15 protein-coding genes are annotated in these 13,366 nt (G+C 63.9%); 6 read left to right on the top strand and 9 right to left on the bottom strand.

Annotated features, from left to right (window positions below; all coding sequences use genetic code 11):
• Position 1: 1 nt before the first annotated feature.
• From IHQ72_RS23515 to IHQ72_RS23540, 6 genes are read right to left on the bottom strand one after another with little or no spacing between them, the layout of a single operon-like run.
• Positions 2-1,612 carry an NTP transferase domain-containing protein gene (locus IHQ72_RS23515; RefSeq protein WP_258117565.1) on the bottom strand — a complete coding sequence of 537 codons (1,611 nt, stop codon included), beginning with the start codon at positions 1,610-1,612 and terminating at the stop codon, positions 2-4.
• A complete protein-coding gene (locus IHQ72_RS23520; RefSeq protein ID WP_258117566.1) occupies positions 1,609-2,313 on the bottom strand; it encodes an XdhC family protein in 705 nt (234 codons plus the stop codon). The genes IHQ72_RS23515 and IHQ72_RS23520 overlap by 4 nt, the downstream gene beginning before the upstream one ends.
• A 10-nt stretch (positions 2,314-2,323) precedes the next feature.
• Positions 2,324-2,662 (bottom strand): XdhC family protein, encoded by a 339-nt coding sequence (locus tag IHQ72_RS23525; RefSeq protein WP_254018040.1) that lies wholly within the window; start codon positions 2,660-2,662, stop codon positions 2,324-2,326.
• A gap of 28 nt (positions 2,663-2,690) precedes the next feature.
• Positions 2,691-3,941 (bottom strand): vWA domain-containing protein, encoded by a 1,251-nt coding sequence (locus IHQ72_RS23530; protein WP_258117568.1) that lies wholly within the window; start codon positions 3,939-3,941, stop codon positions 2,691-2,693.
• Between the two features lie 3 nt (positions 3,942-3,944).
• Positions 3,945-4,874 carry an AAA family ATPase gene (locus IHQ72_RS23535; protein WP_258117569.1) on the bottom strand — a complete coding sequence of 310 codons (930 nt, stop codon included), beginning with the start codon at positions 4,872-4,874 and terminating at the stop codon, positions 3,945-3,947.
• 32 nt (positions 4,875-4,906) lie between these two features.
• Complete coding sequence (locus tag IHQ72_RS23540; RefSeq protein WP_123150093.1) at positions 4,907-5,401, bottom strand: flavin reductase; 495 nt, start codon at positions 5,399-5,401, stop codon at positions 4,907-4,909.
• Between the two features lie 192 nt (positions 5,402-5,593).
• Between IHQ72_RS23540 and IHQ72_RS23545 the strand changes: the two genes are divergently transcribed.
• Both IHQ72_RS23545 and IHQ72_RS23550 read left to right on the top strand, forming a co-directional pair.
• Positions 5,594-6,667, top strand: a complete 1,074-nt coding sequence (locus IHQ72_RS23545) for a branched-chain amino acid ABC transporter substrate-binding protein (RefSeq protein ID WP_258117573.1) — start codon at positions 5,594-5,596, stop codon at positions 6,665-6,667.
• A complete protein-coding gene (locus IHQ72_RS23550) occupies positions 6,667-7,686 on the top strand; it encodes a P1 family peptidase (RefSeq protein WP_258123913.1) in 1,020 nt (339 codons plus the stop codon). The genes IHQ72_RS23545 and IHQ72_RS23550 overlap by 1 nt, the downstream gene beginning before the upstream one ends.
• On the opposite strand, the gene IHQ72_RS23555 is transcribed toward IHQ72_RS23550, so the two are convergent.
• Complete coding sequence (locus tag IHQ72_RS23555) at positions 7,584-7,895, bottom strand: DUF2171 domain-containing protein (protein ID WP_258117574.1); 312 nt, start codon at positions 7,893-7,895, stop codon at positions 7,584-7,586. The two genes, IHQ72_RS23550 and IHQ72_RS23555, sit on opposite strands and share 103 nt — an antisense overlap.
• 141 nt (positions 7,896-8,036) lie before the next feature.
• On the opposite strand from IHQ72_RS23555, the gene IHQ72_RS23560 reads away from it, so the two are divergent.
• Genes IHQ72_RS23560 through purB form a run of 3 tightly spaced genes read left to right on the top strand, consistent with a single transcriptional unit; the run spans position 8,037 to position 10,641 of the window.
• Entirely contained in the window at positions 8,037-8,762 is a 726-nt protein-coding gene (locus IHQ72_RS23560) for a DUF2259 domain-containing protein (protein ID WP_258117575.1), read from the top strand.
• Positions 8,759-9,274, top strand: a complete 516-nt coding sequence (locus IHQ72_RS23565) for a hypothetical protein (RefSeq protein ID WP_258117576.1) — start codon at positions 8,759-8,761, stop codon at positions 9,272-9,274. The genes IHQ72_RS23560 and IHQ72_RS23565 overlap by 4 nt, the downstream gene beginning before the upstream one ends.
• 59 nt (positions 9,275-9,333) lie before the next feature.
• Positions 9,334-10,641: an adenylosuccinate lyase gene (gene purB / locus IHQ72_RS23570; protein WP_258117578.1), complete on the top strand. Its 1,308-nt coding sequence runs from the start codon at positions 9,334-9,336 to the stop codon at positions 10,639-10,641.
• A gap of 283 nt (positions 10,642-10,924) precedes the next feature.
• Here the strand turns inward: purB and IHQ72_RS23575 are convergent, their stop codons facing one another.
• Positions 10,925-11,737, bottom strand: a complete 813-nt coding sequence (locus tag IHQ72_RS23575; RefSeq protein ID WP_258117579.1) for a VOC family protein — start codon at positions 11,735-11,737, stop codon at positions 10,925-10,927.
• Between the two features lie 300 nt (positions 11,738-12,037).
• Between IHQ72_RS23575 and IHQ72_RS23580 the strand changes: the two genes are divergently transcribed.
• Positions 12,038-12,586, top strand: coding sequence for an RBBP9/YdeN family alpha/beta hydrolase (locus tag IHQ72_RS23580; RefSeq protein ID WP_258123914.1), 549 nt, complete (start codon positions 12,038-12,040; stop codon positions 12,584-12,586).
• Here IHQ72_RS23580 and IHQ72_RS23585 read toward each other — a convergent pair.
• Positions 12,583-13,356 carry an HpcH/HpaI aldolase family protein gene (locus tag IHQ72_RS23585; protein WP_258117581.1) on the bottom strand — a complete coding sequence of 258 codons (774 nt, stop codon included), beginning with the start codon at positions 13,354-13,356 and terminating at the stop codon, positions 12,583-12,585. The genes IHQ72_RS23580 and IHQ72_RS23585 overlap by 4 nt on opposite strands.
• Positions 13,357-13,366: the final 10 nt, after the last annotated feature.

Genomic DNA, 13,366 nt, shown 5'->3' on the forward strand with positions numbered 1-13,366 from the left:
GTCAATCCTGCAGCACGCCGCCGGCGCCTTCGAGCGCCTCGCGGGTGTCGACATCGATCGACGCTGCCTTGCCGATCTCGACATCGACGACATCGAGCCCCTCGGCCTCGACCAGATGGCGCGCGCCGGTATCGCCTTCGAGATGAGCGATCGCCGCGAACAGTGAACGCGGCAACAGGACCGGATTGCCGCGCCTTCCCTCATGCGAGGCGCGCACGACCGATCGGCCCTCGGACTTGCGGAATGCATCGATCAGCCTGTCGAGATCGGCTGACGCGACGCCAGGCATGTCGCCAAGCACGATCATGGCACCGGCAGCGTCGCCGGCAACTTTCGCGATGCCGGCCTTCAGCGACGAAGACAGGCCGTCAGCGAAATCCGGATTGTCGGCGAAGGTGACCTCCAGACCAGACAACGCCGCGCGTACACGCTCGCGCTGATGGCCGGTGACGACGATTGTATCAGAGGCTTTCGAGCCGAGCGCGCGCTCGGCGGTGCGGCGGACCAGCGGCTTGCCGTCGAACAGCGCCAGCAGCTTGTTCGGGCCGCCCATGCGGCTGGAGCGGCCGGCGGCCAGCAGCACGACATCGACCTTCAACTCGGCTCTGGCCGGCAGCGGCTCGCGCGGCTGTGGCCGCGTCGGGATTTCCATCAACAGACCGCCGACACCCATGCCGGCGATATCCTTGGCCGTCACGTCGAGGCCGGCGATCAACCGGTCAAGAACCCAGTCGAAGCCGTTCTCCTTGGGGCTGCGGGCGCAGCCCGGTGCGCCGATGACGCGCTTGCCGCCAAGCTTGCCGAGCACCAACAGATTGCCGGGATCGACAGGCATGCCGGCGCGGATGACGATGCCGCCGGCCTTCTCGATCGCCGCCGGGACGACGTCGCCAAAATCGCTCATCGCCGAGGCGCCGAAGATCACCACCATGTCGTTATCGCGCGCCAGCGAGGCCGCAGCCTCCGCAACGGTGCCAACTTCGTGCGGCGTGCGGCGCTCCGCCGTCAGCCGGCCGCCCGAGCGCGCCAAGCGGGCTTCGGTGACACGCAACGTCTTGTCGAGCACGCTCTGCTTGATGCCGGGCAGAACCGTCTGGATGACGCCGACACGCACCGGCTGATAGACATTGACGGCAAAGATCTCGCCGCCGGCGCAGATCCTCGCCACCGAATCGACCAGCATGGAGCTGACCGCGAAGGGAATGATCTTCACCGTTGCAACCATCTGGCCCTTTTCAACCGGCGCGTGCTGCGCCAAGGTGGCGATGGTGATCGTCGGATCAACGGCGTTGATGGCGTCGATCATCGCCGCATCGACGGTGAAGATGCCGGCCGCCTGAGCGTGGAGATTAACCCGGCCGGTCGCAGCGGACTTGGCCTCGATGTTGCGATGAATCATGCTCTCCGCGATCTTTTCGGCGGCAGCGTCCTCGCTCAAATCGTCGGGAGCAAGAACAGCCGCGACAACCTCCGAAATCCCCGCGGCCTTGAGCAAAGCCACATCGTCGGCGTTCAGCCGATGCGCCTTGCGGAAGCGCCGTTCTCCGGCCGTGGTGGCATGCGCCAGCACCGCGCCTTCGGCCGTGTTGATCGGGATGAGGCCGAATTTCACGCCGCCGCGCCTTTGGATTCCAGGCCACGCGAGCGAAAGGCCTGAATTGCCTGCGCCAGCACCGCTACCGCGATCTCGGCCGGGCTCGCGGCGCCGATATCGAGGCCGATCGGCGCGTGGATGCGGGCGATCTGGTCGGCGGTCGCGCCCAATGCCAGCAGGCGCTCGACGCGCTTAGCATGGGTCTTGCGGCTGCCAAGCGCCCCGACATAGAAGCAGTTGGCGTCGAGCGCCGCCTTCAGCGCGAAGTCATCGATCTTCGGATCATGAGTGACGGCTGCCAACGCCGTATAGCTGTCGAGCGGCTGGCGTTTCAGGGCATCCTCCGGCCATTCGGCATGCAGTGCGACATCGGGAAAGCGGTCTGATGTGGCGAACGCCGCGCGCGGATCGACGATCTCCACGGGATAGCCGGCGATCTTGGCCATCGGCGCCAGTGCCTGGCTGATATGGACGGCGCCGATCACCACCAAGCGCGGCTGCGGCAGATAAGCGTTGAGGAAAAAGGTTCGCCCTTCAGCCTCGACCGACCCGGAATTACCTAACCGAAACGCCTTGGCGATCGCAGCACCCAATTCGCCGGCGACCTGGTCGCCCTCGCGCACGATGCGGTCGCGGCCGTCGCCGAGATCGGTCACCAGGATCGCCGCGCGGCGGGCGCGGCGTTCGGCGTTCAGCGTCTTCAGCGCGTAGGGATCCATCGTGCCTGGCCTAACCTAAGCGCTCGACATAGACTTTGATGCGGCCGCCGCAGGACAGTCCGACCTGCCACGCGGTCTCGTCGGCGACGCCGAATTCCAGCATCTTTGCTTTGCCGCTGTCGATAACATCGACTGCCTCGGTGACCACCGCGCCTTCGACGCAGCCACCCGAGACGGAGCCGTGGAAATTGCCTTCCGCGTCGATGACAAGGTGGCTGCCGACTGGGCGCGGCGCCGAGCCCCAGGTCTCGACCACGGTAGCAATGGCGACATCCTTGCCGTCTTTCATCCAGCCTTCGGCGATGATCAGCGGATCGCGGGCCTCATCGAGATAAATGCTGTTTTCCATCACCGTTTCTCCCGGAGAAAACATATGGCTATGCTGCGTCTCGCGCGCCACCCTCAATCCATCTGCGTGGGTCGACGGAGCGCGCCGAATTCTTGTCCAGCGACGCGCACAGATCGGCGAGCGCATCGAGATTGTGCACCGAGCGGAATTCGTCAACATGCGGCAGCATCGCCTTGACGCCGCGGGCGCGCGCCTCGAAGCCGTCGAAGCGCAGCAGCGGGTTCAGCCAGATCAGCCTCCGGCTGGATTTGTGCAGGCGCTCCATTTCCTCCGACAGGCCGGCAACGTCGTCACGCTCCAGCCCGTCGGTGATCAGCAGCACCACCGCGCCCTGCCCCAGCACACGCCGCGACCACAGCCGGTTGAATTCGGCCAGCGTGTCGCCGATGCGGGTGCCGCCCGACCAGTCCTTCACCGCCGCCGAACAATCGGCGAGTGCCGCGTCAGGATCGCGATGGCGCATCTGCCGCGTCAGATTTGTCAGCCTGGTGCCGAAGACGAAGGCGTGCACGCGCCGGCGCTTTTCCGTCAGCGCATGCAGGAAATGCAGGAAAATGCGCGTGTACTGGCTCATCGAACCGGAAATATCGGCAAGCACGACCAGCGGCGGGTGAACCTCGCGCGGCGACCGGAATTTCGGCAGGATCAGTTCGCCGCCTGTCCGCGCGGCCGAGCGCATCATGGCGCGCGGATCGATACGTCGGCCATGCGCGTTGGATTTGAAACGCCGTGTCCTGACCATGTCGAAGGGCAGCCGCAACTCGGCGATCGCCTTCTTGGCGTCAGTCATCTCGGCGGCGTTCATCTGGGCAAAATCCTTGCCCCTCAGCACCTCGTTCCCGGAAAACGTGAAGCGAGCGTCGACCTCGATCTCGGGGATTTCCTGCACCGGCTGGTTCTTCTGGTGGCCCTCGAACATTGCCTGGCTGACGCGGTTTTCCGCAGCGCGCGGCTTTTGCTTCTCACGACTGTTCGGCGCCACCGGCGAAAACATCGCCAGCATCTTTTCGATCAGCTCGTGCGATTTCCAGAACAGCCGGAAAGTCTCGTCGAAGGTAGGGTGATCCTCGTGCCGCGACACCAGTACGGCGTGCAGCGTCCAGTAGAAATCGTCGCGAGAGCCGATACCGGCGGCCAGCACCGCCTCGATCGCATCCTTGACCGAGGCCGGGCCGACCCGCATGCCGGCCTTGCGTAGGGTGCGGGCGAAATAGACGATGTTATCGGCGATCCTCCCATCGGGCGTGGCCTCTTTCGGTTCGGGACGCGGCGTTGCCATCGCCTACTCCGCCGCCGAAAGCTCGGCCTTCACCTCGTTGAGGATGCGCCGGCCTTCGCCATGTTCTATACGGGCAATGTCGTCCTGGTATTTCAACAGCACGCCGATCGTGTCGGAAACGGTTTCCGGATCGAGCGCCACCTTGTCGAGTTCGGTCAGCGCGCCGGCCCAGTCGATGGTCTCGGCAACCCCCGGCACCTTGAACAGCTCGATCTGGCGCAGCTTCTGGATGAACGAAACCACCTCTGCCGACAGCCGGCTGTTGGCCTGCGGTACTTTTCTGCGCACGATCTCCAGCTCGCGCTCGGCATTCGGGTAGTCGACCCAGTGATAGAGGCAGCGGCGCTTCAGGGCGTCATGGATCTCGCGGGTGCGGTTGGTGGTGATGATGACGATCGGCGGTTCCTGCGCCTTGATCGTGCCGAGTTCGGGCACCGTCACCTGGAAGTCGGAGAGAATTTCGAGCAGGAATGCCTCGAAGGCCTCGTCGGTGCGGTCGAGCTCGTCGATCAGAAAGACCGGGGCGGCGCCCGCCTTGCCGGTCAGTGCGTCGAGCACCGGGCGGCGGATCAGGTATTTTTCGGAAAAGACGTTGCGCTCCATGTCGGAGCGGTCGACCTTGCCGGCCGCCTCTTCCATGCGGATCTCGATCATCTGCGCGGCGTAGTTCCACTCGTAGACGGCGGACGAGACGTCGAGGCCTTCATAGCATTGCAGGCGGATCAGCCGGCGGCCGAGCGCTTGCGCCAGCACCTTGGCGATCTCGGTCTTGCCGACGCCGGCCTCGCCCTCAAGGAACAGCGGCCGCTTCATGCGCAGCGATAAGAACAGCACGGTCGCCAGTGACCGATCCGCCATATAGTCCGCACCGGTCAGCAGATCGAGCGTCTCGTCGATCGTCCGCGGCGCGGGACGCGGTTTCAACTCGGTCATTCTCTCTCCGTTGGTGCAGCCATCCAGAGCCTCTACAGAGCGTGATAGCCGCGGTCGTGATAGATCAGCGGCCGCAAATTATCGCCGGTGCGCAGGCCTGTCACCTTGCCAAAAAGCACACGGTGGGTGGCCAGATCCTTGGTGTCGATCAGTTCGCAGTCGAACACGGCGAGCGCGCCCTTCAGCGTCGGCGCACCGGTCGAGATCACGTCCCAATCGCCCAACGCGAAACGTTCCTCGACGGGCAGACCTGTGAGGCCGGAAAAGCCGACCGACAGCGCCTCCTGGTCCGAAGCCAGCGTGTTCAAGGCGAACCTGCCATTCTTCACGAACGGCTCATTCTTGGGATTTTCGCAATTGAGGCAGACCAGGATGGTCGGCGGCGTGTCCGAGACCGAACAGGCTGCAATGACAGTCGCACCGCGCCGGCCGGCGGGACCGTCGGTGGTAACCACATGGACGTGGCCGGCAAAATGGCTCATCGCGTCGCGATAGGCCTGCGGCCCTATGTCGTTCTTCTTCAGCACCGGCGATTTCCATTGGTTTGAAGCGAGGTGAACCGAACCGTTATATATGGCGGCATATTGCATGCCACAAGCGAAGTGGTTGACATGCATCTTGAATTTCGCGTGTTGCGTGAAAGCTGACCAGCCTTTAGGTCTTGGCAGGAAGTGGCCCCGGCAAACACGCGACCGGCGCAGAGGAATTCTTTCGCTCGCATGCGACCCAGGACAACGACAATAGCGGTGCTGGCCTGGCTGTCTCTCGCCGGTGATGCGAACGCTGAGGCGCTGCTGGTCGGCGTCGCAGCACCACTGTCCGGGCCGTCGGCGATCCTCGGCAAGCAGATCGAGGCGGGCGCTGGCCTGGCGGCAGAGGCGAACGGTGCTCAACTCAAGGTTGTTGATGACGCCTGCACGGCCGATGGTGGGGCTGCCGCAGCGAGGGAATTCGCTGCGGCGAAAGTCGGCGTGGTCGTCGGCTTCCTCTGCACCGAGGCGATCGAGGCGGCACTGCCGATCCTGAAGGACGCCAACATACCGGTCATCACCGTCGGCGTGCGCACCGAAAGCCTGACCGACCGGCGCGCCAAGACCGGCTGGCCGATCTTTCGGCTCGGGCCGCGCGGCGACGACGAGCGCAACGCAGTCGCCTCCATCCTCACCCGCCAATGGCAGAACGAACTGTTCGCCATCGTCGACGACGGCACCATCTACGGCCGCGAAATCGCCGAGACGCTTCGGGCGGCAGCCGAGCAGGCGGCGCTGAAACCGGTGTTCGTCGACACATTCCGGCCGCAGCTCGACAACCAGATCGGGCTGATCGGGCGGCTGAGGAAAGCCGGCGCAACGCATGTCTTCGCCGGCGGCGACGGCAGCGACGTCGCCATCATGGGCCGCGACGCCGGCCAGCTCGAGGCCGGCATCACATTTGCCGGCGGCGAAACGCTGCGCACGCAGCCCGGCGACGTGCCTTATGTGCAGGGCACGCTGATGATCGCGCCGCCCGAATGGGCCGATGTTGCCGACCCCAAGGTGCTGGAAAGCTTTGCCGCACAGAAGATCGAGCCGGACGGCTACACGCTGCCGGCCTATGCGGCGGTCGAGATCGCCAAGGCGGTCTCGGCCCTGGCGGAAAGCTCCGGTAAGCCACTGGCCGATGCTCTCACCGCGCAGGACTTCAGCACCGCGATCGGGCCGATCCGCTTTGACGGTAAGGGCGACTTGACCGAAAACCTCTATCGGGTCTTCCGTTTCAACGGCGTCCGGTTCGTGCCGATCGAGGACAAATGATGTTTCGTACAGGGCAGCGCAATCTCATCACCGATGTCGCCGGCCTGCATGTCGGCAACGCTTCTGATATCAGGCTGAAATCCGGGGTGACCACCATCGTCTGTGACGAACCGGCGGTGGCCGGTGTGCAGATCCTTGGCGGGGCGCCCGGCACCCGCGAGACCGACTTGCTCGAGCCGCACAATTCGATCGAGGCGATCCATGCGGTGGTGCTTTCGGGCGGCTCGGCCTTCGGTCTCGATGCTGCCTCCGGCGTGCAGGCGGCGCTGCGCGAAAGGGGCATCGGCGTGGAGGTCGGCGGCTTTCGCGTGCCGATCGTGCCGGCGGCGATCTTGTTCGACCTGCGCAATGGCGGCGACAAGGATTGGGGTCGCTATCCGCCTTACCGCGATCTCGGCTATGAGGCTGCACAGGCAGTCGGCGTCGATTTTCCGCTCGGCACTGTCGGCGCGGGCAGTGGTGCGTTGAGTTCCGGCCTGAAGGGCGGCCTCGGATCGGCCTCGACGGTGCTCGACAGCGGGGTCACCATCGGCGCGCTCGCCGCCGTCAATCCGACCGGCTCGGTGACGATCGCCCAAACCCGCCACTTCTGGGCAGCGCCCTTCGAGATCGGCGACGAGTTCGGCGGGCTTGGCTATCCCTCGACTATGCCGGAGGACGCGAAAACGATCCTGCTGAAGTTTCGCGACAAGCATATCGGGAAACGGGCGAAGGTCGGCGGCAACACGACCATCGCCATCATCGCCACGGACGCCGTCCTCACCAAGGCCGCCGCCAAACGCCTGGCGATATCAGCGCATGACGGCTTCGTGCGCGCCATTTGGCCGACACACACGCCGGCCGACGGGGATCTGGTTTTCGCGCTGGCGACCGGCAAGAGCGGTATCGAGCTCGCGCCCAATGACGCCATCGACCTCTACGCAGCGGCCGGCGCCACCATGGCGCGCGCCATCAGCCGCGGCGTCTTTGCCGCGACGCCAGCCGATGGCGACCTGTTTCCGGTCTGGTCGTCGCGCTGAATGCGCGCTGCCGTAATCAAAATGGGGCCGTAATTAATGGCCGTGATCAGGTGGGGTCGGATTTTCTGATGCCCCCTGTGAGCGCCCTCGCCGCTGTCGCGCTTGGTCAGCTTGATTCGTTGTCCCTCAACTTTGTCGACGGTGCCGACATGGACGCCGTCGGCGCCGATCACTTCCATATGTTCGCGAATGCTGGCTGCATCGGTCATTGTGGGTTCTCCATTTGAAGCTGCCAACATAAACAAACGACAGCGCGATTGGATGCATCGGGTTTGCGTCTCAGAGGGCACGACGTTTTGACGATGTCGTGATAGTGATCGAAACAACGCTGGCTGCTCAAACGGAATCCGATGCGAATTCTTGCCCTGTTTGCCGTTTCCGTCCTTGCCCAGTTTGCAATCTCGCTCGCCGCGCATGCCGGCGACGTCGCCGAGTTTGAAATCCTCGGCTTCACTGGGGATGGCGGCATCTTCGCCTTCGAGGAATATGGTGTCCAGGACGGGTCGGGATTCCCCTATGCCAATCGCTATTATATCGACACGGCCGACGACAGTTTTCTCAAGGGCACGCCGATCAGGGTGCGGCTTGACGACGAGAACGCAACGCTCGACGCAGCGCGCCTTGCAGCCCGGCAGAAAGGCGAAGCTATCATCAAACAGGCGGAGTTGACCGCGAATCGCGGCATCACCGCCGGCTCCAACCCGGTGACCGAGCTTTCGGCCGATCCGTTCCGCATGGTGGTCAATCCGCGGCCGATCTTTTCGCCGGTCGATGATCCGCTCGAGTTCCGGCTCGACGAGATCGGTATGAACGACACGGAAGCCTGCCAGAGCCTCGGCGAGATCAACGGCTTTCGCTTGCTGCGCATCGAGGCGAAAGACGGGGGCAAGACTGAGCTCCTGCACGAAGACAAGTCGATCCCTAAAAGCAGAGGCTGCCCGAACGGCTATCGGATCGGCGCGGTGCAGACATTTTCCATGCAGGGCCTCAGCGCCTATGCCGTGCTGATCGCGGTGCGCCAGTACGGCTTCGAAGGGCCGGACTATCGCTGGATCGCGGTGACCGGCCGGCTGTGACGCCGCTCCCTGCCATACACAACCGACTGGATCGTATCGGCAAGGCCTTGCCATCGCCGCGCGCCGCGGTTTGCGGCGCCCTGCTGTGGGCCGCAGCGATGGGCGCCAGCGCGCTTGCCAATCTGCTGTTGGACGACTGGGAGACCCCGGCAAAGATCCGCTTCGTCTCATTGCTCTATGCGGCCGGCGGAGCGCTCGCTTTTCCGGTTGGCCTGTTCCTGGCGCGGCTCGTCTCGCTCGGACGGCATTGGCAAGTTGCCTTGGCGGCCGCGTTTGTCTGCCTTCTTGCCACTACGATCGGCCTCACCGGTGGGCTCTTTGCGCTGCAATACCGTTCCTACTATGCCCAGTGGCATGAACCTGCACTGACCATCGCCTGGTCCATCCAGTTCGTGCACACCGTGGCGACGGCGTTCTATCAATTCATCGTTCTGGGCATCCGGCTTTATTTTCCACTCGGTTTCATCGCGCTCGCTCTCGCCAGCATCTGGTTTGCGCGGCAGCAGCGTTGAGGATTTTGTCTGCCTCTGTTAGGACGCGGGCGAATGCACTCGCAAGTCAGGATTGACCGATGATCCCTCGCTACTCCCGGCCGGAAATGGTGGCCATCTGGTCGCCCGAAACCCGGTTCCGCATCTGGTTCGAGATCGAGGCCTACGCTTGCGATGCACTGGCCGAACTCGGCGTCATCCCGAAGGAGGCCGCCAAGACCATTTGGGAAAAGGGCGGGGCCGCGAAGTTCGACGTCGAGGCCATCGACGAGATTGAGCGCGTCACCAAGCACGACGTTATCGCCTTCCTCACCCATCTCAGTGAATTCGTCGGCCCGGACGCCCGTTTCATCCATCAAGGCATGACCTCCTCTGACGTTCTCGACACCTGCTTTGCCGTGCAGCTCACCCGCGCCAGCGACATCCTTTTGGCCGACATCGACGGCCTGCTTGCGGCGCTCAAGCGCCGCGCCTTCGAACACAAGGACACAATCACCATCGGCCGCAGCCACGGCATCCATGCCGAGCCGACCACCTTCGGCGTCAAGCTGGCGCAGGCCTATGCCGAATTCTCGCGTTGCCGCGAGCGGCTGGTGCACGCGCGTGAGGACATTGCGACCTGCGCCATATCAGGTGCTGTCGGCACTTTCGCCAACATCGATCCCTATGTCGAAGAGCATGTGGCGAAGAAACTCGGATTGAAGCCGGAGCCGGTGTCGACGCAGGTGATCCCGCGCGACCGCCACGCGATGTTCTTCGCGACACTCGGTGTCATCGCATCGTCGATCGAACGGCTGGCGATCGAGATCCGCCATCTGCAGCGCACCGAGGTGCTGGAAGCGGAAGAGTATTTTTCGCCCGGACAGAAAGGCTCGTCGGCGATGCCGCACAAGCGTAATCCGGTGCTTACCGAAAACCTCACCGGGCTTGCGCGCATGGTGCGTTCCTTTGCGCTACCGGCGATGGAGAACGTGGCGCTCTGGCACGAGCGCGATATCTCGCATTCGTCGGTCGAGCGCATGATCGGCCCGGATGCGACCGTGACGCTCGATTTTGCGCTGTCGCGGCTGACCAGTGTCATCGACAGATTGCTCGTCTATCCCGACAACATGCTGAAGAACATGAACAAGTTCCGCGGCCTCGTGCATTCGCAGCGTGTGCTACTGGCGCTGACCCAGGCCGGTGTCAGCCGTGAGGACGCCTACCGGCTGGTGCAGAGAAACGCCATGAAAGTGTGGGAGCAAGGCGCTGATTTCCTTGAGGAACTTTTGGCTGACAAAGAGGTCACCGCAGCCTTGCCCGAAGCCGAGATTCGTGAAAAATTCGACCTCGGCTATCATACCAAGCATGTCGACACGATCTTCAAGCGTGTGTTCGGGGAAGCGTGAGGCCACGCGGATTTGACCGGTCCTAGCCGGCGCCAGGCTGGAACACCCCTCATCCGACCTCGCTTTGCGAGGCCACCTTCTCCCACAAGGGGAGAAGGTAAGACGGCATCGACCTCGCCGCCAACCATCAAACTGCGAGATTTGCCGAGGCGCAAACGGCAGGCTCGCCCTTCTCCCCTTGTTGTGGGAGAAGGCGGATCGGCGCGCAGCGCCGAGACGGATGAGGGGTGTTCCAGCCTAGCGCAGCCTTCACCTGCTCAGCGCGCACCATCAGGTTCGAAGATCAAGCCTTGCCGGGAACGGTCCTGATCACCGTTCCCCATGGGTCCTCGCGCGTCGCTGCATCAGTCACATTGTCGGACCGCATTTCGACCCAGGCCAGGCCGGACCGGGAAGGATCGCGCCGGCCGGCGCCGGAACTCTGCCAGGCATTGGCGCCGATGTGGTGGTGGTAGCCGCCTGACGACAGGAACACCGCCGCGCTACCATATCTCGCCACCGTGTCGAAGCCGAACTCCTGGTGCCACCAGGCCTCGGCGTCTTCCGGCCGACCGACGCGCAGATGGACATGGCCGATGATGCTGTTGTCCGGCATGCCCTGCCAGCCGGCATCGCCGGCCGGCACTTCGGCGACGACCGACGGGATGTTCAGCCGTCCGGTCGCCATCGCCACCTTGTCGCCGTTCCACTTCCAGTCCTCGTGGCGGCGGTCGGCATAGATTTCGATGCCGTTGCCTTCAGGATCGGTCAGGTAAAGCGCCTCGCTGACCAGATGGTCGGAAGCGCCCTCGATGCCGATATTGTTCGCGATGGCGTTGTTGATCCAGCGCCCGAGATCGGCCCGGCTGGGCAGCAGGAAGGCGGTGTGGAACAGGCCAGCACTGCGCGGATCGTCGGGTTTCGCCGCTGCATCCGCCTCGATGTCGAGCAAGGGACGATTGGCGGCGCCCAGCGTAATCGTGCCGCCGGCGCGGCTCAGTTCCCGCAGACCGACGGCGTTGCGATAGTAAGCGGCCAGGCTTTCGGCATTCCGCGCGCGCAACCCGACACGGGCAACGCTGACCGGGGTGGTGGCGGCAAAAGGCAGTTCGCTCATCAAAGTCTCCGTTTGGGCGGCCTTCGACGAGATTCCCAAAGCCAGGAGTCCGGCGCCACCTACCATTGTCCGTCGTGTCAGTTCCAAATCCTGGTTCTCTTACACGGCTGCTACTTTTCCCGATGACAGATCGTCGATCGCGATCGTTCACACAAGACGCCAAGAAGCGAACATGGTGTTCACTATTGTGAGCGATCTCACTGATGAGACCCAGTTGCGCATGGTCTGTCCAAAAACCGCTTCACACTTTTGGGATCATGCGCGGTTGCACGACGTAACAGCACTCGTTACATGCGCGGCATGAAAGTCAGGGATGCAGACATTCTCATCGTGCCGGGCTACACCAATTCCGGCCCCGACCACTGGCAGAGCCGCTGGCAATCGAAACTGTCGACGGCGCGCCGCGTCGAGCAGGCAGAATGGTCGAAGCCGGTGCGCGAGGACTGGACGGCGAGCGTAGCCAAGGCGGTCAACGAGGCCGAGCGGCCGGTCGTCATCGTCGCGCATTCGCTTGGCGTCGCGGCGGCAGTCCAGGCAGCCCCACAGTTCGAGCGGCCGATCGCCGGAGCCTTCTTCGTGGCGCCGCCCGACGTCGCCAATCCCAAGATAAAACCCAGGCACCTGATGACCTTCGGCCCCTATCCGCGCGAGCCGCTGGCATTTCCTTCGGTGGTGATCGCCAGCCGCAACGACCCGTTCTGCACGTTTGAGGTGGCCGAGGACATTGCCGGCGCCTGGGGCTCGCTGTTCATCGATGCCGGCGATGCTGGCCATCTCAATGCGGATTCCGGCTTCGGCCCATGGCCCGAAGGATCGATGACTTTTGCGAAATTCCTGACGGACCTTTAGGGGCCGATCGAGTCCCTCACGCTCTTCAGCAGGGTCTTTGCCCCCAGACCGATCAGCGCATGCTCGGAGCCCATCGCCAGCAGCCGATAGCCCATCGACACCACACGGCCGGCGATGGTCGGCTCGATGACGTAGATGGCGGCATGCTTGCCGGCCTTGCGTGTCCGCTCGGCGATCGAGGCGACGGTTTCCATCATGCTTTCGAGCGTCGAGTTGACGGCGGCGCCGTTCGACCAGGCAATCGAGAAGTCCGATGGGCCGACGAAGATGCCATCGATACCCGGCGTGTCGAGGATGCCGTCGAGCGCGTCGAGCGCGGCGCGGGTCTCGACCATGGCGAAGGCCATGGTGCGCTCGTTGCTGTCGCGCAGCCAGTCGGCATGGTCGCCCTTGCCATGACGCGGAAAGGCATAAGTCGGGCCCCAGGAGCGCTCGCCTAGCGGCGGGTACTTCATGGCGGCGGCAAACATCTTGGCGTCCGCCACCGAATTCACCATCGGCGCGATCACCGCCTCGGCGCCGAAATCGAGCGCACGGCTGGCCATGTCGAAGCGGCCGACCGGAATGCGCACAAGCGCCGGTTTGTTGGCGGCCAGCACCGGCCCAAGGCCGCGCAGCACGCTGTCTTCGTGATGTCCGCCATGCTGCATGTCGAGCGTGACGGCATCGAAACCCTGTCTGGCGAGGATTTCCACTGTCAAGGCATCCGGCACGCCGGACCATGCGGTGCATAGCGTTTCATCCGCCGCCAGGCGTGACTTCAGGGACATAGGCGCTTTC

The sequence above is a fragment of the Mesorhizobium onobrychidis genome, from assembly GCF_024707545.1.
Lineage (GTDB): Bacteria > Pseudomonadota > Alphaproteobacteria > Rhizobiales > Rhizobiaceae > Mesorhizobium > Mesorhizobium onobrychidis.